We start from the raw sequence: 24,629 nt of genomic DNA, 5'->3' as shown, positions 1-24,629 counted from the left end.
TCCTCGGAGAACCGCCCACCAGCCGCTCCATCTGTCGTCGTCCGGCGACTCGCCGAGGGATTCCGTTCCTGATGACTGAAAAACATGAAGTACGCGACTTCTGGGATGCCGCCTCGTGCGGAGAGCTCTATGCGGTCGGATCCGACCCGCGCGAGCGACTGGCGCAGCACGCCCGGGCACGATATCAACTCGAACCGTACATCGCTGACTTTGCGCAGTTCGAGAGCAGTAAAGACCAGGACGTCCTGGAAATTGGCGTTGGCATGGGCGCTGATCATCTGCGGCTGGCCGAAGCTCATCCAAAATGCCTCGTCGGCGTCGATCTCACGCCTCGTGCAGTTGCATACACGAGAGAGAGACTGCAACTATTCGGCCAACAGCCTCGTGTGCTTGTCGGCGACGCAGAGTGCCTTCCGTTTCCTGACAGATCGTTCGACCTGGTCTACTCGTGGGGCTGCCTCCACCACTCCCCGGATACCGGACGAGCGGTATCGGAAGTCTACCGAGTTCTCCGCACGGGCGGCCGCTGTCGAATCATGATCTACCACTCGGCCTCTCCGGTTGGATGGCTTCTGTGGCTGCGTTATGCGCTTCTCAGAGGACGCGTGCTGATGACGCTGCGAGACGTGTATGGGATGTACCTTGAGAGCCCTGGGACCAAGGCGTTCTCCCGATCTGAGGCGCGGTCGCTCTTTCGAGAGTTCTCTGCCGTCAGGATCAGCGTCAAGCTCTCATTCGGCGATCTCCTGCTGGGCGACGTTGGCCAACGCCATCGAAGCGTGGCCCTCGCGGTTCTAAAAAAGCTCTGGCCACGATGGATGCTCAGGCAATTTGATGGCGTTGTCGGACTGCAACTGTTGATAGAAGGAATCAAGTAGCCGACGCGATTGCGGATACTGAACGAGAAGAGTTCACCTGTGCGCGTGGGACCGACCCGGGTTCTCTACGTCTCGCCGTGCCTACCCCCACCCGGGGGGATTGCCAGCCTCATGGACATTCTCAGCCGAAGGGGCCTGCCAGGCGACTTCCGCGTCGAGGTTGTGAACACCAGCGCTCCAGGCCGGAAGATGCATGCCGCGACTTCCTTCAGCGCAAGAGAACTGCGCAGGAACACCGGCATCTTGGCGAAACTGGCGAAAGCGCTGTTGGTCTTCCGGCCGGACATCGTGCATATCAACTGTAGTTTGGCGCGTACTGGCATCGTTCGCGACTGGACGTGCGCAGCTGCTGCGCACGTTGGCCGCGCGAGGGTGCTGACCCATTACCACGGCAGCATTGCGCAGTTCGTGAAGGAACCGGGCATCCACGTCAATCTGCTACACCGCCTGATGGTCAGGTCGCAAGTGAACATCGTCAGCAATACCCCCGACCTGGAGTACGTGCATCGGACCAGTCCCGCGAGAGATGGGGCGTTCTATTTGCCGAACTATGTGGACGCCGAGCAGTTCTTTCCGTCCAGGCCAGTGCCGAACCCGGCCGATCGCGCGCGACGGCAAGGGATCTATGTTGGCGCCTTGACACAGCAAAAGGGGGCGCTTGATGTCGTGGAAGTGGCACGCCGGCGGCCCGACATCGATTTCACTCTCGTCAGTGCGTCGGTCGTTGATTCGTTCAAACCCGCAATGGAGTCCCTGCCGCAGAACGTGACGCTGCGGGTCAACTTGACGAATGACGAATTGACACAGGCGCTGCGCGAAAGCACGTTCTTCATCTTCCTTTCTTACCACGAGGGTTTTCCGCTCGCGGTCACGGAGGCGATGTGCTCGGGGTTGCCAGTGATCGCTACGAACGTCGGATCGGTGCCTGAGATGATCGATGAAGGAAAAGGGGGGGAACTCTGTTCACCTGGCGACGTTGATGGCGCGCTCGCCGCGCTCGACAGGTTCGTGGCCGCAGGGCGCTTCCGCGACATGGGGGAGCACAACCGCCGCAAGGCCCTCGCTCATTTCACGTTTGACGTCGTGGGGCCAAGACTGGTGGAGATCTACAACGCACTTCTGGATTGAACCGCCGCCTGAACGGACACCCCATCCCGACCAGCGGCTTCGTGGCTCCACTCTCCCATCAATGCAACGCGGTGGAGAGCCACCGTCACGGCCAACGTGAGCCAAAAGAGAACGCCGAGCTTCGAGCCCAAAGGGATGGCGTCCGTGATGCCGAACACGAAATAGGCAATCAGGCCAGCACCGAGGCCGCCAGCCATGACCCGGTACACCCGATCCTCGGAATGGCGGTAGACCATCACGAGCAGCACAAGCGAGACAATGCAGAGCGACACGTAGGCGACAAGACCCGGGATCCCGAGATCAAGCGCCGCCTGCAGGAAGTTGTCGTGGGCGTGAGCCACGTCGGCGTTTGGAAATGCCGGTGGAGAGGACAAGGGGTACCGAACCGGCATCACCTTTCGAAATGTGTTCATCCCCAGCCCGGTCAACGGAGAATCCCTGATGCCATCAAGGGCTTTGGACCAGAGTCCGACTCGAATCGAGACGCTGTCCAGCAGGCTCGCTCCCGCCTTGCTGAACGTCTGACTGTCAAGAACGTTCCGCGGCGACGGCAGCGTCATAGCGAGGGCCAGTGCAGCGCCAGAGACCGCTGCCACCATTCGAGTCCGGCGGCCGTACCACATCAGAAAGGCGACAGTCGCGACGGCCAGTCCAGCCCAGGCACCGCGGGAACGCATGGAGAGCAGCGTGCCCAATGTCAGGCCCAGGAGGGCGATCTGAAGAACTACGAGCGACACGCCAGCCGAGTCGCTGCTGGGCCGTGGCCGCATCCACCGATGCGAGCCCGCGGCGAGCAAGGCGATCTGTAAGGGCACGAACAGCGTCAGGCAGCCGGCCACCGGGTTAGGGTGAACCTCGGCACCACCCAGGCGGAGGACAAGGCGCCGCAACCAGGGCCACGACGCCATGCTGAAGTTATCGGGCGCGGCAAGCAGTCCGATCACGGCCAGGCAGGCGCCGGCGATCAGAAAGACCGCCGTGCCAGCCTTCAGTCGCCACGGCATGGTCATCCATCGCGTGATCGCCCAGAACAGCAGCGCGCCGAGAACCACCCCCGAGACCTTGCCCAAGCTCCCTTGTACGCTCGATGTTGCACCCAGGCTGATGCCGACCATGGCGAGCAGGAGCCACAGCGCCGAATTGACGGGCGTGTGGGGAATGAACCGACCGCTGGTGGTCTTCGCACTCAACCATATGACTGGAACGGCCGCTAGTGCCGTGAGGCGTCCCGGAGTCGGGAAGAGCAGCAGTGGCGCGATTGCGATAATCAGGGGCAGTTCGGCTGCGGCGACGAATCGAACAAGACGAGAATGGCTCATGACTCCCTGGACCACGATAGCACCAGTTCCCGGGATCGCGTGATGTGCCTCTATCAGGCGTCGGACGCGCACCGATACGGACGGGATCTGTGATCAACGGATGGCATCTGGCGTTCAACGCCGGGTGGGTCTTCGGCGCCTCGATCATTGTGGCGGCCTCGTCCTATCACCTCTGGCTCGCCCGTGAACGCGGACTCGGACTGCACCATGTGGTAGAGACGTCCTCGTGGCGTCGGTACTGTGCCCTTGGCCTTGCGCTCATCGGCATAGGTTGGGCCGGTTCGGCGACGACGGTGGACGAACCGGTTCGTGACAGAAGCGCCACGGCCGGCCAGTTGGAGTTTCCTCGAGGTGTGGCGGTGGACGCTGCCGGAAACGTCTACATCGCAGACACGACACATAACCGCGTCAGAAAAGTGGCGCCGAACGGCGTCACGACGACGGTGGCCGGAACCGGTCAGTGGGGTTATGGCGGCGACGGCGGACAGGCGACGCAAGCGAGTTTATACGGACCCTGGGGGCTGGCCGTAGACGCGGCCGGGAATCTCTACATAGCCGATTACGTCAATGACCGCATTCGCAAAGTCTGGGTCGCGACGGGCGTGATTACGACGGTGGCCGGCGGCGGCAGCGAGTCTCGTGATGGCGGCCAGGCGACCCGTGCGCGGCTGAACGCTCCTTATGCGGTGGCGGTAGACGGCGCCGGGAACCTGTACATAGCGGACGCCGATATCCAGCGCGTTCGCCGGGTGTCGGCTGCGACGGGCGCGATCACGACCATCGTGGTTGGTGGCACCGGCGGAGTCAACGATGACAGCCTGCAACTGGACGCGGCAGCCGGCGTGGCGGTCGACCCGGAAGGAAACTTGTACCTGGCCGATCACTGGCGGCATCGTATCCGGAAGATATCAGCGGCGACGGGAATGATGACGATCGTCGCCGGGAGCGGTCCGATGGGCATTGGCAATGGAGGCTTCACCGGCAACGGCGGGCCGGCTGTGCAGGCGCGGTTGAACAGGCCCGCGGGTGTGGCCGCGGACACAGCCGGGAACCTGTATGTCGTCGATGCCGCCAATGAGCGCGTCCGGAAGATATCGGCCGATGGGATCATCACGAGCGTGGTCGGATTCGGTCGCGAGACGGGCGACGGAGGACTGGCGACCAACGCCGCACTACCTCTTCCCGCGATGGTTACGGTCGACCCGGCCGGCAATCTCTATGTTCTCGACATCAGCAACCACCGCGTGCGAAAAGTGTCGACGGCCACGGGTGTAATCGCGACCGTCGCGAGATAGAGTCGTGAATTGTTCGGGCGCGCCGGTCGTAACGGAGAGTGAGCATGTGCGGTGTGTGTGGATTCGTCGGCGACTACTCGAGCGCCCGGCTCGATCGGATGATGGCCGTCATCGAGCACCGGGGCCCCGACGACCACGGGAGATTCTGGACTCCTATCCGCAACGGGGCCCAGGCGGTAGGGTTGGGGTCACGCCGCCTCTCTATCCTCGATCTGTCCGCCGCTGCGCGCATGCCCATCACCACGGATGACGGGTCGCTGACGATTGTCTTCAACGGCGAGATCTACAACTACCGCGCACTCCGGGACCACCTCGAGGGCAAGGGTCATCGATTCCGGACGCACAGCGACACCGAGGCGGTCCTGTATCTCTACCAGGAGTACGGACCAGAGAGTGTCAAGCGGCTCAATGGAATGTTTGCGATCGCCATCTGGGACTCCCGGCGCGAGGAGTTGTTTCTGGCGCGCGATCACTTCGGGATCAAGCCGCTCTACTACACCGAGCGCGGGAGAGGACTCAGTTTCGCATCGGAAGTCAAAGCGCTGACTCAACTTCCAGATGTTCCGGCGGAACTCGATATCGCAGCGCTCCATCAGTACCTGACATTCCTGTGGGTGCCCGATCCGGCGACCGCGTTCAAGGGTGTGGAGAAGTTGCCAGCCGGTCATTGGGCGCGGTGGAAGCACGGCTGTCTGCACGTAGAACAGTTCTGGGATCTCACGTTTCCAGAACGTGGCCACGCGTTTCCCGGACGCCACGAAGACCTCGCCAGGGAAGTGAATCGACGATTCCTGCAGGCCGCCCGGGCGCAGTTGCAGAGCGACGTGCCGGTCGGTGCCTTTCTCAGTGCAGGGATGGATTCGACCGCCATCGTCGCAGCGGTCGCTGACCAGGGGAGCGCACCGCTGCGAACATTCACTATCGCGTTTCCCGACCGTCACCGGGTTGGCGAAACCACGCTGGACGATACGAAGGTGGCCGCTCGGACCGCCAAACACTTCGGCTGCGAGCATACCGAGATTCTCGTCGAACCCGACGTCGTCAGCCTGCTTCCGAAACTGGTCTGGCACATGGACGAACCCGTCGCCGACCCCGCGGCGATCACGGCGTTTATGGTGTGTCGGGAGGCGCATCGTGACGTCAAGGTCCTGCTCTCCGGCATTGGAGGGGACGAAGTCTTTGCCGGTTATCGCCGTCACGTCGGTCACTACCTCGCCGAGCGATATCGTCGCCTTCCCGCGTCACTACGGAGGCGCGTGATCGAACCATCGATACTGGCCCTGCCGTCGCTGCGCGGAACGCCCCTGAAAGGCTGGGTGAGACTGGCGAAGAAACTGGCCCGCAGCGGTTCGCTGTCACCGGAAGACGGTTTCATCACGCACTTCGTCTACCTGTCTGACGAACAGAAGCGCGGCCTCTACTCGCCCGACGTGCGCGAAGCCACTCGAGATCTCGACGCGTGGCATCAACACCGTCGCCATTTCAAGAACATCGCACACGCGGACTTCTTGAATCAGATGCTCTATCTCGAAACCAAGACGTTCATGGTCAGTTTGAACCTCACCTACAACGACAAGATGAGCATGGCCTCATCAGTGGAAGTGCGGGTACCCTTTCTGGATTGGGAATTTGTCGACTGGTGTTCGTGGAACATCGCGCCCGAATTCAAACTGAGAGATGGGACGACCAAATGGATTCTACGGGAGGCCATGGCGAACACGATTCCCACGGAGGTCTTCGCTCAGAAGAAGGCCGGATTTGGCGCACCGCACGATGTGTGGCTGGCTCACGAACTGCGCGAGATGGTGGATGACGTGCTGTCGGAACGGTCCGTCCGCCAACGCGGCCTGTTTGAACCGAAGGCCGTGCGGAATCTTGTGAATCGACATCGGAAGGGCGACGCGGACCTGTCGCTTCCGATCTGGTCTTTGCTCACGCTCGAACTCTGGCACCGACAATTCGTGGACGGCAAGACATCATGAAACAACTGGTGCAGGACATCAGCACCGGCAAAGCGCTGGTCATCGACGCGCCGGCACCGCTTCCCGATCCGGGACAGGTGCTGATCGAGGTCGCCGCGTCGGTCGTGTCGCCGGGTACCGAGCGGTCACTGGTCAGCTTCGGCGAGAAGAACCTCGTTTCGAAGGCGCTGGCGCGCCCGGATCTGGTCCGCCAGGTGCTGGCGAAAGTCAGTCGCGACGGGCTGATCAATACGATGAGCGCCGTGCAGCAGCAACTCGCCGAACCGCTGGCCCTTGGCTACGCCGTAAGCGGTATCGTCAGAGAAGTCGGTTGTGACGTCACTGAATTCAAACCGGGGGATCGCGTCGCGGCGGCGGGCGGCGGGTACGCGGTCCACGCCGAGGCCGTGGTCGTGCCCGAGAACCTCGTAGTCGCCATTCCCGACGCTCTCGATTACGAATCGGCCGCCTTCGCGACGATCGGCGCCATCGCGCTTCAGGGCATCCGATTGAGCGAGGTGGCACTCGGTGAGGCCGTTGGCGTGATCGGTCTCGGACTCCTCGGCCTGCTGACTATCCAACAGCTCAAAGCCGCCGGTTGCCAGGTGTTCTGTGTCGATCCCAAACCCGAGCGCGCGCAACTGGCAGGCGAAATCGGCGCGACGGCCGCCGGCACGACGCCCGAGGAGTTCATCCAGTTCTGCGAGACGGGGACCAACGGCCGCGGCGTCGATGCGGTCCTCATTACGGCCGATACCAGCAGCAGCGCCCCGGTGGCGCTGGCGGCGCAGGTGGCACGCGACCGCGCACGAGTGATCGTCGTGGGGGCAGTGGGACTCGCAATTCCGCGAAAGCCCTATTTCGAAAAGGAGCTGATATTCCGCGTCTCTCGGTCGTACGGTCCGGGTCGCTACGACTCCAGCTACGAGGAGAAGGGGCAGGACTACCCGATTGGGTACGTGCGATGGACCGAGCGACGCAACATGGAAGCGGTCGTCGCACTTCTTGCCGACGGCAGGATAGATCCCCGGCCGCTCGTGACCCACCGTATTCCCATCGAAGAAGGCGCGCGGGCCTACGACGTCATCACGGGTCGCACCAAGGAACCGTCCCTCGGCGTGCTGCTGACCTACCCCGGGTTCGGCCGCAGCGATAGGGCTACTGTTCGCAGGATCGATGTCTCCGCCGGCGCCAGTTCCGGTGCGGCGACCGGTCGGGTGAGAGTCGGGCTGATTGGCGCAGGCCTGTTCGCGAAGGGGGTGCTCCTGCCCGTCATCAAGAAGGACGCGCGCACTGAGTTCGTGGCGGTGTGTTCAGCCTCTGGTAAGTCCTCTCGTCTGACGGCGGACCGGTTCCACTTCAGGTATTGCTGCACCGACTGGAAGGCCATCACGAACGACGCGAACGTCAACACTGTCGTGATTGCGACGCGCCATCATCTGCATGCCGAGCAAACCACGGCCGCCTTGCAGGCGGGAAAGCACGTGTTCGTTGAGAAGCCACTCTGCGTGAGCGCGGAGGAGCTCGATGCCATTGGCCGCGTCTACCGCGACGTCGTCGCTCGACGCGCCGCCCCCGTCCTCATGGTGGGCCTTAATCGCCGATTCGCGCCTATGGCGGTGGCTCTTCGCCAGTTCATGAAGAACGTGGCGGAACCGCTGGCGATTCACTATCGCGTCAATGGAGGCCGAATCCCGCTCAGTCATTGGACTCAGGACCCGGCCCAGGGAGGGGGCCGCGTCGTTGGAGAGATGGTTCACTTCATCGATTGGGCCATCTGGATGGCCGACGATCAGCCTACCCACGTGTATGCCAGGGCGACCGCCAATGGTGGCATCTACAACAATGACAACGTCGCGCTGACGCTGCGTTTTCGAAGAGGATCCGTCGCCCAGGTGCTGTACCTCGCGAACGGCGGCCGGGCGTTGGGCAAGGAGCGTATCGAAGTGCACGGCGGCGGGAAGAGCGCCGTGCTGGACGATTTCGGCAGGCTGGAGCTTGCCGGAGGATCGAGCCGCAGACGGGAGCGCGCGTACCTCAAGCGCGACAAAGGCCACGCTGCAGGCTGGAGAGGTTTCGCCGACGCGGTCGCCAATGGTGGCCCCTCTCCGATTCCTTTCGACCAGATTGAGGTCACCATGCGGGCGGTATTCGCCACGCTTCAGAGCATCCAGCAGAAGCGCGAAATCGAGTTGTTGCCTTAGGCCCCCGAGCATGCACGTTCTTCACGTCGTTGGCGCCCGCCCGAATTTCATGAAGGCCGCACCCGTGTACCGCGGGCTGGAGAGGCTGGCCGTCCGTCAAACGCTGGTACACACCGGACAGCACTACGACGATCGAATGTGCACCGTGTTCTTCGATGAGCTTGGCCTCCCGAAACCGGACGTCGATTTGGGTGTCGGATCGGGAACCCACGCCCTCCAGACAGCCGCCGTGATGGAGCGGTTCGAACCGGTCGTGCTGGGCACCCAACCGACCTGGGTGGTTGTGTATGGCGACGTGAATTCGACCGTTGCCGCAGCGCTCGTCTGCTCCAAGCTCGGTATTCGTGTAGCGCACGTGGAGGCGGGACTCCGATCGTGGGATCGAACCATGCCCGAGGAGATCAACCGCCTGGTCACCGACCAACTGGCCGATCTCTTGCTGACGCACTCTCCGGAGTGCGAAGACAATCTGGCTCGAGAGGGAGTAGACCGCAGCAAGGTCAAATTCGTCGGAAACACGATGATCGACACACTGGTCCGGCTCCTCCCAAAGGCCGTGGTGTCATGGCCAGATCTCCGCCGGTCTCTTGGTCTTGAGGACTATGCCCTGGTCACGTTGCATCGACCATCCAACGTCGACAGCCCCGATCGGCTCGCCCTGATCATGGCGGCGCTCGAACAGATCAGTCATTCGATTCGCGTCGTCTTTCCGGTGCACCCCCGGACAAGGGCGCAACTGAACGCACAGGACCTGATCCCGCCAGTGCAAGTCACGCTGTTGGAACCTCAGGGTTACCTGGCTTTCTTGTCGCTCCAGGCTCACGCGCGTGTGGTCATCACCGACTCGGGAGGCGTGCAGGAGGAGACGACCTATCTCGAAGTCCCGTGTCTCACGCTGCGTGCCAACACGGAGCGGCCCGTGACAATCGCAGAAGGAACAAACCGGCTGCTGCGCGACGATCCGGCCTCGATCGTCCCCGCGGTGGCCTCGGTCCTCAACGACTGGAAGCCGAACGGCCGAAGACCCGCGTTGTGGGACGGCCACGCCGGTGACCGAATCGCGGGGTTGCTCGCGGTGAAGTGATACGAGCCCTCCGTTCAATCTGGTACGCACATCCTCGAAGAACGGGACGGCAAGGCGGCTGAACTGATTGAATGCGACTGCTGCTGAACTACTGGCACACGCTTCGATACCTGAAGCCCGTCCAGTTCTACGGGCGGATGCAGTTATGCGTGGTTAGACCGCGTGTCGACCTGCGGGCAGCCCCGCCGTTGCGTATGCTGTGCGGCCGTGACTGGGTGACCCCGGCGCATCGCAGCCCGAACTTGCTTGGACCCGAGCGCTTCTGCTTCTTGAACGAGACGCACGATCTGGCTGACCATGGCTGGGATGACCCGGCGCTGGAGAAACTCTGGCTGTACAACCTCCACTACTTCGGCGACCTCAACGCGTCAGGTGCGAGTGCACGATCGAAGTGGCATCGGGCCCTGTTGGTGCGTTGGGTGCTGGAGAATCCTCCGACTGTAGGCACGGGATGGGAATCGTATCCTACCTCCCTACGGATCGTGAACTGGATCAAATGGGCGCTGAACGGCAACGTGCTGCCTTCGGAGTGCGTCCAGAGTCTCGCGGTGCAGGTTCGCTGGCTTTCCCGACGGTTGGAGTTTCATCTTCTGGGGAACCACCTGTTTTCCAATGCCAAGGCGTTGGTTTTTGCCGGGTTGTTCTTTGATGGGCCCGAGGCAGATGCGTGGTTGGCAAGGGGTGTGTGCATCCTGGAGAAGGAGGTTCGAGAGCAGATCCTGTCTGACGGCGGCCAATTCGAACGCAGCACGATGTATCACGCATTGGCGCTGGAAGACATTTTGGACTTGTGTAATGTGACCACTGTGTTCACGGAGGCGATCCCCGCGCGCTGGCACGCGGCGCTTGCGGACTGGAGGGAGAGGGTCGACCCTATGCGCGATTGGCTCGCGGTGATGTCCCATCCTGACTGCGAGATCAGTTACTTCAATGATTCGGCCATGGGCATAGCGCCCGCCTCAAGTGAGCTTCAGCGGTATGCAGCAGACTTGGGGCGCTCAAGTCGACCTGCCCCACGCCGGGGTATCACGCATCTTGCAGCCAGTGGATACATCCGGGTTGAGCAGGGCGGGGCTGTGGCAATGCTCGATGTTGGGAGGATTGGCCCGGATTACATTCCAGGTCACGCGCACGCTGACACGCTTTCTTTCGAGTTGTCTCTCTTTGGACAGCGAGTCTTTGTCAATTCGGGCACTTCTTGCTATGGGCAGAGCGCTGAGCGATCGCGGCAGCGCGGGACGTCGGCGCACAACACGGTCGTCGTGGATGGTCAGGATTCCTCGGAGATGTGGGCCGGTTTTCGCGTCGCGCGGCGGGCGCGGCCAGTGGGGCTCGAGATAGAGACTGACGGGAACATTGCGGTGCGCTGTGCGCACGACGGCTACCGGCGTTTGCCTGGCAAGGTAGATCATCTGCGGCACTGGTCGTTCCGAGAGAACACGCTGGAAGTTGACGATCGCATTGTCGGAAGCTGTGAACACGCCGAAGCGCGGTTTCATCTGCATCCGTCTATCAGGCTCGCTAAACAATGTGTGACTTCCAGTGGAAGTGCAGAGACGACATTGCTGCTGCCCCAGGGCCAACGCGTCCGCCTTCACGTTGAAGGCGGCAGACTGAGAGAGGAGGCCGCCAGTTGGCACCCGGAGTTCGGTCGTAGCGAGCCTAGCGTATGTCTGGTTGTAGAGCTCACTTGTGCGATGCTTCGCACCAGCCTTGGATGGGAAAGATCGAGTTGAAGTTCCTGTTACTCAGCTTCTATTTTCCGCCCGACATAAGTGCGGGGTCCTTTCGGGCGACGGCACTCGTCGATTCGCTTCGCAAGCTTGCACCCGATGGTTCTCGGGTAGACGTGATCACGACGCTACCCAACCGATATTCTTCATTTGCGGCCGAGGCACCGTTGATGGAAGAGCACGGGAACGTGCGGATCTTCCGTATCGCCGTGCCGAAGCACCAAAGTGGCATGCTGGACCAGTCGATGGCATTCTACACATTCTTCCGTAGGGCCGTTAGACTGGCGGCGGTCCAAAGATACGATATCGTCATTGCGACGTCCTCACGACTGATGACGGCCTTCTTGGGAGCTTGGATCGCGCGGCGGAAGGCCGCGAAGCTCTATCTCGACATTCGGGACATCTTCGTCTACATGGTCAGGGACATGCTGCCGCGCGGCATTGCGTGGGCCATTGCACCGGTCTTTTCAGTGGTGGAGAAGTGGACGATCCGACGCGCCGAGAAGGTTAACCTGGTCTCGGCAGGTTTCTCGGAATATTTCAGTTCTCGATATCCACACCAGCGATTCTCTTTCTTTACGAATGGCATCGACGACGAGTTTCTGGAAGTTGCGCCAACCAGCGCTCTCGCGCTCGGCCAGGCGACCGAGGGTCAGCCGCTCCGAGTGCTTTACGCCGGCAATGTAGGAGAGAGTCAGGGGTTGCACGCGGTTGTGCCTCAACTTGCCAAGTCGATGGGATCCCGCATTCAGTTCAGGATTATCGGAGACGGGGGCCGCAAGCACGTACTTGAGGACGCCCTGAAAGCACTCGGTGTGACGAACGTGGAGCTGCTCCCGCCCATGAACCGTGAACACCTCCTCACGGCCTACCGTGCAGCGGATATCTTGTTCCTGCACTTGAACGACCGCGACGCCTTTACACGAGTGCTACCTTCGAAGATCTTTGAGTATGCTGCCTCGGGTAAACCAATTTGGGCTGGCGTGTCTGGTTACGCCGAGAAGTTTCTCAAGACACAAGTCAGCAACTCGGCCGTCTTTCATCCGTGTGACATACAAGGCGCAGTGCGAGCGTTCGATACATTGCGCATACAGGACATTCCCCGAAACGAGTTTGTGGCTGAGTACGCCCGAACGAATGTCACCCGCAAGCTGGCAGCGGACATAATTGCCGTGGCCGGCAGCAGCGATCGATGATGTCGAGGCTCCAGAATTGATTTAGTGCCTGTCAGCGATCTCTCACGACACACGGCCACGCCACGACTGCCGATCCCGGACACTTCACATCTTCATGCCCTACAATAGCCTCACCCAAAGACACGGCCGAACACTAGAGATCGCCTGCATTGTTCTGGACGCACTATTGATCGTCGGGTGCTTCTATATATCCGCATCAATGCACGGCTTCCCTTGGGATCGGCGCATCAGCCTGATCGCCGCCACGTCCGTGCTTCTCTTCTACTATTTCGCAAGGGACAACAAACTCTACAAGTCGTGGCGCACGTCCTCTGTCTGGGCGGAAAGCAGGACAGTAATCAGCTCATGGTCCGTGGTATTCCTGCTGGCCACTGCACTCATTCTCTTTCTGAGAGTGACGGGTGGATCCGGTCGTCGCCTTCTTGCAACGTGGTACCTGTCTGGCGCAGCGGGGCTTCTCTTGTGGCGAGTGGCCGTACGCATCTCACAGCGGCGTTTTCGCAGGAAAGGCCGAGACTCGAGGGCCGTTGCCATAGCTGGCGCTGGCATCCTAGGTACTACGGTTGCACGCTCGATTCTGAACAACCCCTGGACCGGATTGTCAATCTATGGTCTCTATGATGATTTTGTGCAACAGGAAACGGTTCCAGAGTCCAACATTCAGATCCGGGGAAACCTCGACGACCTGGTCGACACCGCAAGGCGCGGGCTCTTGGACTACGTCTACATCGCCCTACCGATCAGGGCGGAAGAGAGAATCCTTACCCTCGTTGGCGATTTGGCTGGTACACACGTTGCCATCAACCTGATCCCGGATCGATTGATGCGCGACTTTATCGACACAAAGGTAATCAATCTGGATGGCATCCCAACCGTCAGTGTTGTCGCCAATCCCCTGATGGGCACAGGTCGCCGGGGTGAGAGGTTGTCGCATCGAATCAAGAGATCTATTGATGTAGTTTCCTCGCTGTTGCTCCTACTATTATGTCTGCCTCTTATACTGACATGTTCCTGTCTGCTCCTCATATTCGAGGGGAGGCCCATACTCTATCGGTCAGAACGCTATGTGTCCGCAAACCAGAAGATCTTCACTTACAAATTTCGGTCCATGATCAAGAACGCAACCGATCCTAAGCATAGATTGAAAGAACGCTTTATGCGGGACGGATTCCTGGATATTCCACTGGACTGCGAGGTCTATACGCCTTTGGGAAGAGTGCTTGAGAAGACGCAAATCGTGGAATTGCTTCAACTGCTCAATGTGCTGTTTGATGGGATTAGCTTGGTCGGCAACAGACCACTTCCTCTCGAGAATCTTGCTCTGTTGAAGAGACACAAAGGATGGGAAAGAAGATTCGATTCGCCGGCAGGAATTACGGGGATAACCCAGGTGGTTGGAAAACTGAGTCTAACTCCTCAGGAGCGGCTGGAACTGGAAGGTCTGTATTCTGAAGTGTATGTGAGAGGCAAAACGCTAAGGTGTGATTGTGCGATTGCTTATTACACCATTCGATTGATGTTATGGGGGAAAGGCGCTCCAAAGGAGAAGGCGTTTGCTCTAATGAAGAGGTGTTTAGAGCGTCAGTAGCGTTCTGATCGTATCTTGGGGGAGGAATGGTCCTTGTAACAGGTGCGACCGGTGCTGTCGGGCCGTATGTTGTGGCTGAGTTATGTGGGCTGGGCTACAGAGTCCGTTCGTTGTCTTGCTGGTCCGTACCTTCAGGGGGCGCATCCGATGGCGTTGATGCTCGGATCGGCGATGTGACCGATCCGGCCGCGGTTCAGGCCGCGATGGCTGACGTGGAGTCGGTTATTCATATGGCCGCCTTGGTGCCGAGTGCCAGCTCGACGGGTGAATCGGCGGAAGAATACCGGAGGGTTAACGTCGATGGCACTGCGGCGGTCGTGGACGCGGCGATTAGAGCTGGCGTTAGACGGATAGTGTTCTTTAGTACGATTAATGTGTACGGAAGTACCGGCGGGAGCACTGCAGACGAACTGACCACTCCGCACCCCGATTCGCTCTATGGACTAACCAAGCGCGCCGCGGAGCAAATTGTGCTGTCTGCGCTGGATGGCCGTGGTCAGCCTATGGGCGTGGTGTTGCGCGTCGCGGCGGTGTATGGTTCAAGGGTTGCGGGAAATTACCGACGGCTTCTCCTTGCATTGGCAAGGAACCGATTTGTTCCGATAGGCCAGGGAGAAAACCGCCGCACCTTGATCTATGTCAAGGACGTGGCGAGCGCCGCGGTTCTCTGCATGACACATCCAGATGCCTCCGGGGGCATCTTCAATGTGACCGATGGCGAGATCCACAGCATGAAGGAAATCTTGTGTGGGATGTGCGACGCGCTCGGGCGGGCGCGGCCAAAGATCTCATTCCCCATCGGGCCGGTTCGGGCTGTTGCTGCCACGATCGAAGATCTGGCAAGACTCGTCGGGCTTCACGCACCCGTGTCACGTGCCGCATTAGACAAATATACCGAAGATATCGCAGTAGGTGGGCAACGAATTCATTCTGTTCTGGGGTTTACACCCCGATATGACATGGCATCTGGCTGGCGAGAAGCAGTAAGGGAAATGAGGGCGAGAGGAGAAGTGTGATTCCTGGCAATCTGTCAGAGCTTGCAAATTCGGCTTCTGGTAACAGGACCTCGGGGAGACGCTCGAAACCAATTGCTGTTCTGTTTGCCTGCCACAGCCGGCCTCGACGATCGATACTTCGCGGAGAAGGGGACGACCTGCGCCCTCATCTGCGGCGAGCGACAACGACGAAGCCAGAACGTGAGCTTGTCGCGGTTCGGTAGGCGATTCCTCCGGAGTACACTGAGCATCCCATGAGCGATCGAAAAGGCATCATCCTGGCTGGCGGGGCGGGGACGCGCTTGTATCCGGTGACGCAGGCGGTGTCGAAGCAGCTCCTGCCGATCTACGACAAGCCGATGATCTACTACCCGCTGACCACGCTGATGCTGGCGGGGATCCGGGACGTGCTGGTCATCTCGACGCCGCAGGACACGCCGCGATTCCAGCACCTGCTGGGTGACGGCCGGCAGTGGGGCATCAACCTGGAGTATGCGGTGCAGCAATCTCCGGGCGGGCTGGCGCAGGCGTTCATCATCGGCCGCACCTTCGTGGATGGCGCACCATCCGCGCTCGTGCTCGGCGACAACATCTTCTACGGCGACAACCTGCAGACGCTGCTGGCGCGCGTGGTGGGCCAGACACGAGGGGCGACGGTGTTCGCCTACCACGTTGACGATCCGGAACGATACGGCGTCGTTGCCTTCGACGAACAGCGCAGAGCCACCTCGATCGAGGAGAAGCCGAAGGAACCGAAATCAAGTTACGCAGTGACGGGGCTGTACTTCTACGACGACCAGGTGACGGACATGGCGGCCTCGCTCAAGGCGTCGGCGCGCGGCGAACTGGAAATCACGGACCTGAACCGGCTCTACCTCGAGCGCGGGCAACTCACGGTCGAACGCATGGGACGCGGCTACGCGTGGCTCGACACGGGCACGCACGAATCAATGCTCGAAGCGAGCCTCTTCATCCAGACAATCGAACGCCGGCAGGGTTTGAAAATAGCCTGCCCGGAGGAAATCGCGTACCGGCTCGGCTACATTGACGCCGAACAGTTGGCGACGCTGGCGCACGACCTCGGCAAGAGCGACTACGGGCGGTATCTCGCGCGGCTGTTGACAGAATAGAGGCAAAAGCCCCAGCCAAACCCGAACCTCTCTGGATGCCGGCCTGCCACCCCAACGCGGCTGCCGCGTCGGGGGACCCGGCCTTCCGCCTCCGCCCAGACTTCGCCGCGAAGAGCTTCGCTGAGGTCTCGCCGAAGCGCCGCGCGCGGAGGCGGATCGGGCTACGGCGAGACAAGTCGCCGGCATGACGATTCACCCTCAGGGCCGCCCGACCGCGCTCATCGCGGGGGCGGCCGTTTTTCGGTACGCCAGGCACCGCGGTTCAACTGGAGGCACTGTGATCGTCAGCGGGAGTGCTTATCAGCCGGTCCAAACACAGTCTGTCAAACATGACGTGCGAGAAACATAAGAAATGTGTGCGTTCGCGATGGCCGGAATAAGTGGTCGCGAGTGACCGGCACAACACGGTTCTTAGTGTGTTTGCAAGAATAGTCTTGACTATGTTAGTAATCAACAAATAATAGTCACCATGGAGCAGCGACAGCCGTACCTCCGCATCTGGAGCGCACTCGCTTCGGAAAAGGCCATGGTCTTCATCTCGGGGCCTCGCCAGTCCGGCAAGACCACCTTGGCGGGACTCATCGCCGGCCAGTTCCGGAACCACCTCTACTGCAATTGGGACATTCCGAGTCATCAGTCGCAACTGATCGACAACCCCACATTCTTCACCGGGATCCCGAGACACGACGCCTCACGTCCACTGATTGTGTTCGACGAGATCCATAAGTATCGAAACTGGAAGAACTACCTCAAGGGCGCCTACGACGAGTGTCGATCCGATTACCAGTTCCTCGTGACAGGAAGCGGGCGGCTGGACCTGTACCAACGCGGTGGCGATTCGCTGGCCGGCAGGTACCTCCAGTTTCAGCTCTGGCCGCTGACGATCGGAGAGTTGGGCAACGCGAACCGCGAGATGGACGCGTTTCTCCGCGACCCGCTCCTCGTCTCGCTCGACCGCCAGGAGGAGCTGTCAGCAATTTGGGACCGGCTGGAAACACTCAGCGGATTCCCGGAACCGTACCTGAACGGACGTGTGGCGTCGTACCGGCGCTGGTCCGCAACCTATAGCCAGGGCATCGTCCGCGAGGACATCCGCGACATGACGGGGATTCGCTCGGTCAGCGACGTCGAGACGCTGTTCAATCTGCTGCCGTCAAAGGTCGGCAACCCGCTGTCGCTGCCCTCGCTGGCGCGCGACCTGAAACTGGCGTATACCACCGTGCAGAGTTGGCTGAGCGTCATGGAGCGCTTCTATCTGACCTTCGCTCTGACCACCTGGACCGAACGCATCGCGCGCGCCATCCAGAAGGAGCGCAAGGTCTACCTGTTTGATGTGCCGCGCGTAAAGGACCCGGCCGCCCGCTTCGAAAATCAAGTGGCCCTCGAATTGTGGCGGGCTGTCAGTTGCTGGAATGCGATGGGAGCCGGCGACTTCGCGGTGCACTTCATCAGGAACAAAGAGCATCAGGAGGTGGACTTCCTGGTGACCAACAATCGCGAACCGGTGTTGCTGGCGGAAGCCAAGCTCGCCGACGAGCGCCCGACTGAACCATTGCTGAAGATGCAGCGAGCCCTGAGAGTTCCCGCGGTGCAGCTCGTGCGGAACGCACGCACGTTCAAGACATACACCAACGACTCGCTCCCGGTCGTCGTCGCCCCGGCCAGTTGCTGGCTGGCCGCGCTGCCGATGTAGATGGTGAGACGAGCGGCTTCGCTCCTTGAGCGGTGAGACGCCTGTGTTTCGCGTCCCGGATGCCTGTCACCCGGTCAACTCCCCAACGTCCGACCAGGGCAACACCTCGGCGATCTCGCGCGACTGCCTGGCCTCGCCCCCGTAGACGAGCACGGGCTTCGCCGCGCGCTCCCCCGCCAGCCGGTGCCACTTCGCGAGCCCGTCGAACCAGTCAGAGGCGATCGTCATCCCGGACTTGACCTCGATGGGAAGCAGAACGCCTGCCTGATCCGCGATGATGTCCACCTCGGCGCCCGTGTTGTCCCTCCAGAAGAACAGGTTGTCGCTCCTGGCCAGATTGTGCCTGCCCTTGAGCAACTCCGACACGACCCAGTTCTCGAACAGGACGCCCCGCATGCGGTGCGTCCCCAACTGGTCCACCTTCTCAATGCCGAGGAGCCTCGCGGCCAGGCCGGTATCGTGGAAGTACAGCTTGGGCGTCTTGACCAGCCGCTTGCGGAAGTTCTCGTGGTGCGGGCGCAGCCTGTAGATGATGAACCCGGTCTCCAGGATCGCGAGCCACGCCTTCACCGTCTTCTGGTCCACGCCGCAGTCCGACCCGATCCTTGTCATGTTCACGAGTTGGCCGATGCTGTCGGCCAACAGCCGCATGAACCGCAGGAACCGATCCCTGTCGTGGACATTGACCAGTTGCCGCATGTCCCGCTCGACATACGTGTCGATGTAGGCGTTGTACCATTTCTCCGGGGACGCGTGGCCATCGTGGACAGGCGGATAGCCGCCTGCGAAGAGAAGGGCGTCGACGCTCTCGGGCCGAACGCCGCCGTCGGTCAGCTCGCGCAGACTGAACGGAAGCAGGTGCAGCACTCCCACGCGGCCGGCGAGCGACTGCGAGATTTTCTCCATAAGACCCAAATGCTGCGATCCGGTGAGCACAAAGTGCCCGCGCTCTTGAGACTGGTCGACTATCCCTTGCAGGTACGAGAGAAGCTCCGGGCAGCGCTGTACCTCGTCCAGGACGGCGCCGCTCGCAAACTGCCGCAAGAACCGGCGGGGATCGCGCAGGGCGAACTCCCGCGTGTCCGGATTCTCGAGGCTCGCGTAAGGCTTGTCGGAGAAGACATGACGGACAAGCGTCGTCTTACCGGACTGGCGCGGCCCGGTTACGGCCAGGACCTTGAACTGATTGGCCATATCGACCAGGGTCGCTTCCGCGGTTCTGGGAATGTACATAAACGCACCCATTGCTTTACTAATACGGAATTGTTTTCCGTTTTTGTAAGACGATTCAGTTTACCACTCTCGGGGTGTTTGGACACCGAACGGAAATCACTCCCGGAGTGATTACGGTTTCGTAATTACTCCCGGAGTAATTGCGCGGGACCCAATTACTCCGGGAGTGCTTGTGCCACCGCGGATCTCGTGCCAAGGCCCGCCCGCGGACGGACTGACGCCGGAAGCCCCGCATCACCACGCCGGCATCGTCGTCTGCACCCAGGGCACTGTGTTCTCCGCCAGGCTGAGCGGATTGACCGGGCGATCACCACGTCCGGCACCCTGGCGGGCCAACTGATACGCGTGCATCGACCGGCATCCTGATTCCCTCGTCGGCGGGAGCGCCGACGCACGGCCTCGGCAAGAGCGATTACGGGCGGTACCTGGGGCGGCTGCTGGCGGATACCCCGAAGGCAGCAAGCCCGCACCTCTCTGGATCCCGTAGGCCACCCCAACGCGGCTGCCGCGTCGGGGGCCCCGGGCGTTCCGCCTTCGCCCCCACGCTCGCGCCGAGGGGCTACGGCGAGACAAGCCGCCGGGATGACAATTCACCCTCATGGCCGCCTGACCGCACACACCGCGGGGGCGGCCGTTCGACGTACGCTGCGCATTTCCTCGCTACGCCGCTCGAAAAGCAGACCAGTACGCCACGCGAACAATATTGCGCCTGGTTCACCCATATGCAATACTGTTGGCGTGTTTGAGCGCCGCTTCTGGCATCGCCGCCTGGCCCAGGCATGGGACCGACGCTCCATCATCTGGCTGATGGGCGTCCGCCGAGCCGGCAAGTCGGTTCTTGCACAGTCACTGCCCAGCGCGGACTACTACGACTGCGAATTGCCCCGCACCCGAGCCCGGCTCGCCGACCCCGAGGCCTTCCTCCAGTCCTCCCGCGGCCGCCTCGTCATCCTCGACGAAATCCACCGCCTGCCCGATCCCACGGAACTTCTAAAGATCGCCGCCGACCACTTTCCCGACGTCCGGATTCTGGCCACCGGCTCCTCAACGCTGGGCGCTTCGGCCCGGTTTCGCGACACACTCGCGGGCCGCAAGGAGGAAGTGTGGCTGACCCCGATGGTGATGGCGGACCTCGCAGATTTCGGGGCGACCGACATCCAGCACCGACTGCTGCGAGGGGGCCTCCCGCCCTTCTTCACGAGCGCCACGCTGCCGGAAGGCGAATACCAGGAGTGGCTCGACGCCTTCTGGGCGCGCGACATTCAAGAACTCTTCCGCCTGGAACGCCAGCACGCCTTCAAGCGGCTGGTCGAATTGCTGATGATCCGGAGCGGCGGCATCTTCGACGCCACCAGCTTCGCACGCGAGTGCGAGATCAGTCGCACCACGGTCAGCAACTACGTGGCGGTGCTCGAAGCCACGTTCGTCGTCCACCTGGTCCGGCCCTTTGCGGGCAGCGCCCGAGCCGAAATCGTGTCCGCGCCGAAGGCCTACGGGTTCGACACGGGGTTCATCTGCCACGAGAGGGGATGGACGAGCCTGCGCCGCGACGACCTGGGCACGCTGTGGGAGCACCTGGTCCTCAATGAGCTGCAGGCCCACATCGGCCGCGCGCCGATCCGATACTGGCAAACCAAACACGGCACAGAAGTGGACTTCGTGATCGCGCACCGCGGCCAGCCGCCCGTGGCGATTGAATGCAAGTGGTCGGCAAGCGAGTTCGACCCGGCCGCGATGAAGATCTTCCGCACTGCCTACCCCGAGGGGCCATCGTTCGTCGTGACCGCCGATCTCTCCGGCATGTATCCCTACACGCGGACGTACGGATCGCTCACCGTCACGTTCATCTCGCTCGACGACCTCATCGCCCACGTCACCAAGGGGAGTCAATTACTCCGGGAGTAATTGAATAGATAATCCCCGCAGTTATGATAACATGATTACACATCATGACGTCATAGAGGTGCCGCGATGATCCGCACACAGATTCAACTGACCCAGGAACAAGCCACGCTACTGAAGCGCATGGCCTCCGCGTCGGGTCGATCGATGGCCGATCTGGTTCGAGAGGGCGTCGATCAGTTGCTCCGGGACCATGCGGGGCTGAGTCGAGCCGAACGGATGACCCGCGCCGCCTGCGTGTTCGGCAGGTTCGCATCGGGGACGCATGACCTGTCGAGCCGCCACGACGACCACTTTGCCGACGCGGCCAACCAACGCCCATGACCACATTCGTTGATACTTCAGCGCTGCTGGCCCTGCTGGATGGTGGCGATGACAACCACACGGCGGCGGTCGCCGCCTGGCAGTCTCTGGCCGCGCAGTCGGCCCGGCTCGTAACGACCAACTACGTGCTTGTCGAAACAACCGCGGTGGCCCAACGCCGACTCGGCATCGACGCGGTTCGCGCACTGGTGGGCAACCTCGTCCCCTTGCTGGACGTCGCGTTCGTGGATGAAGCGACGCACGCTGCCGCGGTGGCCGCGCTGCTTGCCACGGGTCTGCGCCACCTCAGCCTGGTGGACTGCGCCAGTTTCGAAGTGATGCGGCGAGCGGGTGTGACGACTGCCTTTGCGTACGATCGGCACTTCGGCGATCAAGGATTCGGCGCGGCGCGATAAGGGAAGTAGCCAGCGTGGGCGGACGTTTTCGTGTATGGTGATCGCATGCCACCGCGATTCGCCTACTGGACCATTATCCTCGACGGCACGGCCACGTCGTTCCGCGCGCGCGAGCAGGCTGAATTGCTGCCGACCTTCAACCAGCTAAAGAAGAAGAACCCGGGCGCCATCATGAAGTGGTTCTCGGGCGGGACGCTGTGGGATTCGCCGGAACAGGCGAGCGAAAAGCGGCGGCTGGAGCGGGAGCGACTCTACAACGAGGCCCGGGCCCGCGAAGATCGCGCACGCGAACAGCGGGTGCGAGACGAACGACCGCGCGACCAGCGCGCCCCGTTGGATCGCCCGGGATCGGGCCCCGCGGATCGCAAGCCGCGAACCGAGCCCCGGCCCAGATCAACGGCGCCAGGAACGGGTGCGCCGCGACGATCCAAGAGTTGGCGCCCGGGCGGCGAACACCGCGACCCCAAGGACAAGTACAAGCTGCCGCCGGGCGAGGCGCGCAAGCGGTGGAAGAAGCGCAATCTGGGGCCGGGCAAGCCGAAAAGCTAATTATTCCCGGAGCGATTACGCCGGCTCAATCACTCCGGGAGTAATTGTCTCGCCGGCATGATGATGGGTGGTCATCGGCAGGACGCTGTCAGTCGAAGCCTGTCGGAGGATCGCCGCCGCCAGCGTCGCCTCCGCCGCCACCCCCGCCCATTTCCTCTTCCATCGCCTGCTCGATGTCGCCGCCGACATCCTCGCCCATCTCGCGCCCCATCTTCTTCATGAACCTCGCGACACTCTGCGGGTCGTTCTCGTCGAGGCCGGCGAGCGCGGAGGGGTCGGCCAGCGACTCCATGCGCGCCTCCTCGGACTTGGGCGAGGAGAACCGCGACCAGAGCCGCTCGATATCGGCGCTGCCGCAGTGGGCGCAGCGCACGTCAACCTCGTGCGCGCGGATCAACACCAACGCGGACATCTTCCTGTGACAGACTCGGCATTGGTATTCGTAGATTGGCATGATCAGCCCTGAATCTCTCCGATCAATCACTCCCGGAGTAATTACAAAACTGTAATCACTCCCGGAGTAATTGACTCCGGCCTAATCACTCCCGGAGTAATTACAAAACGCTAATCACTCCGGGAGTAATTAGCTCTCAACTCCGCCCCGCTCGGTCCGCTCCAGCCGCTTCAGCTTCTCGACGAGCGTGGTGCGCTTCAGGTTGAGCAACCTGGCGGCGGCGCCCTTGTTCCCGCCGGTCTTCTCGATCGCCCGCGCGATCACGTCGCGCTCGAGTCTGTCGATATATCCAGGCAGATCAAATCCCGCGTCGGGAAGAGCAACCTCGATCGGCGCAATCGAGGCGCCAGCCGCCTGGATAGCCGGCGGCAGATCGCGCACCTCAATGATGCGGCGGCCCCCGCACAGGGCGACTGCCCGCTCGAGCGCGTTCTCGAGTTCGCGCACGTTGCCCGGCCACGAGTGGGACATCAGGTGGCGAAGCGCGTCCTGGGAGATGCCCAACGCGGGCGGCTCACTGCCACTGGCCTGCAGATCCCGCTCCCGCGCCAGGCCGGCGCCGAAGCGCTGGAGAAAATGCTGCGCGAGCAGCGGGATGTCGTCCTTGCGATCGCGCAGTGGCGGCATCTGCACGGGGATAACGTTGAGCCGGTAGAACAGGTCCTCGCGAAACGCGCCCTCGGCCACCATCTTCGCGAGGTCGTTGTTGGTGGCGGCGATGATGCGCACGTCAACCTTGATGACGCCGGTATCGCCGAGCCGCTGCACCTCGCGCCCCTGGAGCACGCGCAGCAGCTTCATCTGCAGCGCGGGCGTCATCGTGCCGACCTCGTCCAGGAAGAGCGTCCCGCGGTTGGCTTCCTCGAACCGGCCGGCGCGCGTCGCAACGGCGCCGGTGAACGCGCCGCGCACATGACCGAAGAGTTCCGCTTCGAGCAGCGTCTCGGGAATCGCGCCGCAGCTGATGGCCACGAATCGCTGCGCCCGCCGCGGACTGTTGTGATGAATCGCGCGCGCGACCAGTTCCTTGCCGGTGCCGGTCTCGCCGCCGACGAGAATCGTGCTGCTGGTCTGCGCCACGGTTTCGAGCAGCGCGAACAGCTCGCGCATCACGCGGCTCTTGCCGATGATGCCCTCGAACCGATAGCGCTCCTCGAGCTGGCGCCGCAGATACGCGTTCTCCGCGCGCAGGCGCCGCTGCTCGAGCGCGGTGTCGATGATGTGAAGCAGTTCGTCGAATTGAAAGGGCTTCTGAATGAAGTCGGTGGCGCCGCGCTTGATGGCCTCGACCGCGTCCTTCACCGTGCCGAAGCCGGTGATGATGATGCCGATGATGTCGGGATAGAGCGCGCGGGCTTCGTCCAGCACGCACGTGCCGTCGACGGCGCTGCCGAGCCGAAGGTCGGTGAGGATGATGTCGAACGCGAACTCCGCGAGACGCGCGATGGCCTCCTCGCCCGAACCGGCCTGCTCCACGTGAAAGCCGCGGTCGGTCAACTGCTCGGCGACGGCCTCGCGCAGCGCCGCTTCATCTTCGACCAGCAGAATGTGCTTTTCGGCCATCGCGT

At 61.8% G+C, this 24,629-nt stretch carries 20 protein-coding genes; 16 read left to right on the top strand and 4 right to left on the bottom strand.

The window, feature by feature from the left end; all coding sequences use genetic code 11:
- Positions 1-71: 71 nt before the first annotated feature.
- Both NTV05_11870 and NTV05_11865 read left to right on the top strand, forming a co-directional pair.
- Positions 72-878 (top strand): class I SAM-dependent methyltransferase, encoded by an 807-nt coding sequence (locus NTV05_11870; GenBank protein MCX6545092.1) that lies wholly within the window; start codon positions 72-74, stop codon positions 876-878.
- A 111-nt stretch (positions 879-989) separates the two neighbouring features.
- Positions 990-2,006 carry a glycosyltransferase family 4 protein gene (locus tag NTV05_11865; GenBank protein ID MCX6545091.1) on the top strand — a complete coding sequence of 339 codons (1,017 nt, stop codon included), beginning with the start codon at positions 990-992 and terminating at the stop codon, positions 2,004-2,006.
- Here the strand turns inward: NTV05_11865 and NTV05_11860 are convergent.
- Entirely contained in the window at positions 1,985-3,325 is a 1,341-nt protein-coding gene (locus tag NTV05_11860; protein MCX6545090.1) for an O-antigen ligase family protein, read from the bottom strand. The two genes, NTV05_11865 and NTV05_11860, sit on opposite strands and share 22 nt — an antisense overlap.
- Positions 3,326-3,414: 89 nt before the next feature.
- Between NTV05_11860 and NTV05_11855 the strand changes: the two genes are divergently transcribed.
- From NTV05_11855 to NTV05_11810, 10 genes are all read left to right on the top strand, one after another.
- On the top strand, positions 3,415-4,620 hold the full coding sequence (locus NTV05_11855; protein ID MCX6545089.1) for a hypothetical protein: 1,206 nt from the start codon (positions 3,415-3,417) through the stop codon (positions 4,618-4,620).
- A gap of 44 nt (positions 4,621-4,664) precedes the next feature.
- Positions 4,665-6,602: an asparagine synthase (glutamine-hydrolyzing) gene (gene asnB, locus NTV05_11850; protein ID MCX6545088.1), complete on the top strand. Its 1,938-nt coding sequence runs from the start codon at positions 4,665-4,667 to the stop codon at positions 6,600-6,602.
- Positions 6,599-8,785 (top strand): bi-domain-containing oxidoreductase, encoded by a 2,187-nt coding sequence (locus NTV05_11845; GenBank protein MCX6545087.1) that lies wholly within the window; start codon positions 6,599-6,601, stop codon positions 8,783-8,785. Before asnB ends, NTV05_11845 begins: the two co-directional genes overlap by 4 nt.
- A 10-nt stretch (positions 8,786-8,795) precedes the next feature.
- Complete coding sequence (wecB, locus tag NTV05_11840) at positions 8,796-9,869, top strand: UDP-N-acetylglucosamine 2-epimerase (non-hydrolyzing) (GenBank protein ID MCX6545086.1); 1,074 nt, start codon at positions 8,796-8,798, stop codon at positions 9,867-9,869.
- Between the two features lie 71 nt (positions 9,870-9,940).
- Complete coding sequence (locus NTV05_11835) at positions 9,941-11,605, top strand: alginate lyase family protein (protein MCX6545085.1); 1,665 nt, start codon at positions 9,941-9,943, stop codon at positions 11,603-11,605.
- Entirely contained in the window at positions 11,587-12,798 is a 1,212-nt protein-coding gene (locus NTV05_11830) for a glycosyltransferase family 4 protein (protein MCX6545084.1), read from the top strand. Before NTV05_11835 ends, NTV05_11830 begins: the two co-directional genes overlap by 19 nt.
- A 94-nt stretch (positions 12,799-12,892) precedes the next feature.
- Positions 12,893-14,386, top strand: a complete 1,494-nt coding sequence (locus tag NTV05_11825) for a sugar transferase (GenBank protein MCX6545083.1) — start codon at positions 12,893-12,895, stop codon at positions 14,384-14,386.
- 26 nt (positions 14,387-14,412) lie between these two features.
- Positions 14,413-15,402 carry an NAD-dependent epimerase/dehydratase family protein gene (locus NTV05_11820; protein ID MCX6545082.1) on the top strand — a complete coding sequence of 330 codons (990 nt, stop codon included), beginning with the start codon at positions 14,413-14,415 and terminating at the stop codon, positions 15,400-15,402.
- A gap of 233 nt (positions 15,403-15,635) precedes the next feature.
- A complete protein-coding gene (rfbA, locus tag NTV05_11815; GenBank protein ID MCX6545081.1) occupies positions 15,636-16,511 on the top strand; it encodes a glucose-1-phosphate thymidylyltransferase RfbA in 876 nt (291 codons plus the stop codon).
- Positions 16,512-16,980: 469 nt separating this feature from the next.
- Complete coding sequence (locus NTV05_11810) at positions 16,981-18,204, top strand: ATP-binding protein (protein MCX6545080.1); 1,224 nt, start codon at positions 16,981-16,983, stop codon at positions 18,202-18,204.
- A 66-nt stretch (positions 18,205-18,270) separates the two neighbouring features.
- Here NTV05_11810 and NTV05_11805 read toward each other — a convergent pair whose 3' ends face one another.
- Positions 18,271-19,437 carry an ATP-binding protein gene (locus tag NTV05_11805; GenBank protein MCX6545079.1) on the bottom strand — a complete coding sequence of 389 codons (1,167 nt, stop codon included), beginning with the start codon at positions 19,435-19,437 and terminating at the stop codon, positions 18,271-18,273.
- Positions 19,438-20,175: 738 nt separating this feature from the next.
- Between NTV05_11805 and NTV05_11800 the strand changes: the two genes are divergently transcribed.
- From NTV05_11800 to NTV05_11785, 4 genes are all read left to right on the top strand, one after another.
- On the top strand, positions 20,176-21,342 hold the full coding sequence (locus tag NTV05_11800) for an ATP-binding protein (GenBank protein MCX6545078.1): 1,167 nt from the start codon (positions 20,176-20,178) through the stop codon (positions 21,340-21,342).
- Positions 21,343-21,408: 66 nt separating this feature from the next.
- A complete protein-coding gene (locus NTV05_11795) occupies positions 21,409-21,663 on the top strand; it encodes a ribbon-helix-helix protein, CopG family (GenBank protein ID MCX6545077.1) in 255 nt (84 codons plus the stop codon).
- Complete coding sequence (locus tag NTV05_11790; protein ID MCX6545076.1) at positions 21,660-22,058, top strand: PIN domain-containing protein; 399 nt, start codon at positions 21,660-21,662, stop codon at positions 22,056-22,058. The genes NTV05_11795 and NTV05_11790 overlap by 4 nt, the downstream gene beginning before the upstream one ends.
- A 45-nt stretch (positions 22,059-22,103) precedes the next feature.
- The gene (locus NTV05_11785; GenBank protein ID MCX6545075.1) at positions 22,104-22,607 is read left to right on the top strand and encodes a hypothetical protein; all 504 of its coding nucleotides are present in this window, start codon (positions 22,104-22,106) and stop codon (positions 22,605-22,607) included.
- Positions 22,608-22,695: 88 nt separating this feature from the next.
- Here the strand turns inward: NTV05_11785 and NTV05_11780 are convergent, their stop codons facing one another.
- Complete coding sequence (locus NTV05_11780) at positions 22,696-23,061, bottom strand: zinc ribbon domain-containing protein (protein ID MCX6545074.1); 366 nt, start codon at positions 23,059-23,061, stop codon at positions 22,696-22,698.
- A gap of 129 nt (positions 23,062-23,190) precedes the next feature.
- Complete coding sequence (locus tag NTV05_11775; protein ID MCX6545073.1) at positions 23,191-24,624, bottom strand: sigma-54 dependent transcriptional regulator; 1,434 nt, start codon at positions 24,622-24,624, stop codon at positions 23,191-23,193.
- Between the last annotated feature and the right edge of the window lie 5 nt (positions 24,625-24,629).

This window comes from Acidobacteriota bacterium, from assembly GCA_026393755.1.
Lineage (GTDB): Bacteria > Acidobacteriota > Vicinamibacteria > Vicinamibacterales > JAKQTR01 > JBAXOX01.
Note: the sequence above shows the minus strand (reverse complement) of the source record. Positions and strands in the feature narration are given on the sequence as shown.

Coding starts and splice junctions, on each gene's coding strand:
- NTV05_11870 (MCX6545092.1), top strand. CDS start 72: ATGACTGAAAAACATGAAGTACGCGACTTCTGGGATGCCGCCTCGTGC.
- NTV05_11865 (MCX6545091.1), top strand. CDS start 990: ATGGACATTCTCAGCCGAAGGGGCCTGCCAGGCGACTTCCGCGTCGAG.
- NTV05_11860 (MCX6545090.1), bottom strand. CDS start 3,325: ATGAGCCATTCTCGTCTTGTTCGATTCGTCGCCGCAGCCGAACTGCCC.
- asnB (MCX6545088.1), top strand. CDS start 4,665: ATGTGCGGTGTGTGTGGATTCGTCGGCGACTACTCGAGCGCCCGGCTC.
- NTV05_11845 (MCX6545087.1), top strand. CDS start 6,599: ATGAAACAACTGGTGCAGGACATCAGCACCGGCAAAGCGCTGGTCATC.
- wecB (MCX6545086.1), top strand. CDS start 8,796: ATGCACGTTCTTCACGTCGTTGGCGCCCGCCCGAATTTCATGAAGGCC.
- NTV05_11835 (MCX6545085.1), top strand. CDS start 9,941: ATGCGACTGCTGCTGAACTACTGGCACACGCTTCGATACCTGAAGCCC.
- NTV05_11830 (MCX6545084.1), top strand. CDS start 11,587: ATGGGAAAGATCGAGTTGAAGTTCCTGTTACTCAGCTTCTATTTTCCG.
- NTV05_11825 (MCX6545083.1), top strand. CDS start 12,893: ATGCCCTACAATAGCCTCACCCAAAGACACGGCCGAACACTAGAGATC.
- NTV05_11820 (MCX6545082.1), top strand. CDS start 14,413: ATGGTCCTTGTAACAGGTGCGACCGGTGCTGTCGGGCCGTATGTTGTG.
- rfbA (MCX6545081.1), top strand. CDS start 15,636: ATGAGCGATCGAAAAGGCATCATCCTGGCTGGCGGGGCGGGGACGCGC.
- NTV05_11810 (MCX6545080.1), top strand. CDS start 16,981: ATGGAGCAGCGACAGCCGTACCTCCGCATCTGGAGCGCACTCGCTTCG.
- NTV05_11805 (MCX6545079.1), bottom strand. CDS start 19,437: ATGTACATTCCCAGAACCGCGGAAGCGACCCTGGTCGATATGGCCAAT.
- NTV05_11795 (MCX6545077.1), top strand. CDS start 21,409: ATGATCCGCACACAGATTCAACTGACCCAGGAACAAGCCACGCTACTG.
- NTV05_11790 (MCX6545076.1), top strand. CDS start 21,660: ATGACCACATTCGTTGATACTTCAGCGCTGCTGGCCCTGCTGGATGGT.
- NTV05_11785 (MCX6545075.1), top strand. CDS start 22,104: ATGCCACCGCGATTCGCCTACTGGACCATTATCCTCGACGGCACGGCC.
- NTV05_11780 (MCX6545074.1), bottom strand. CDS start 23,061: ATGCCAATCTACGAATACCAATGCCGAGTCTGTCACAGGAAGATGTCC.
- NTV05_11775 (MCX6545073.1), bottom strand. CDS start 24,624: ATGGCCGAAAAGCACATTCTGCTGGTCGAAGATGAAGCGGCGCTGCGC.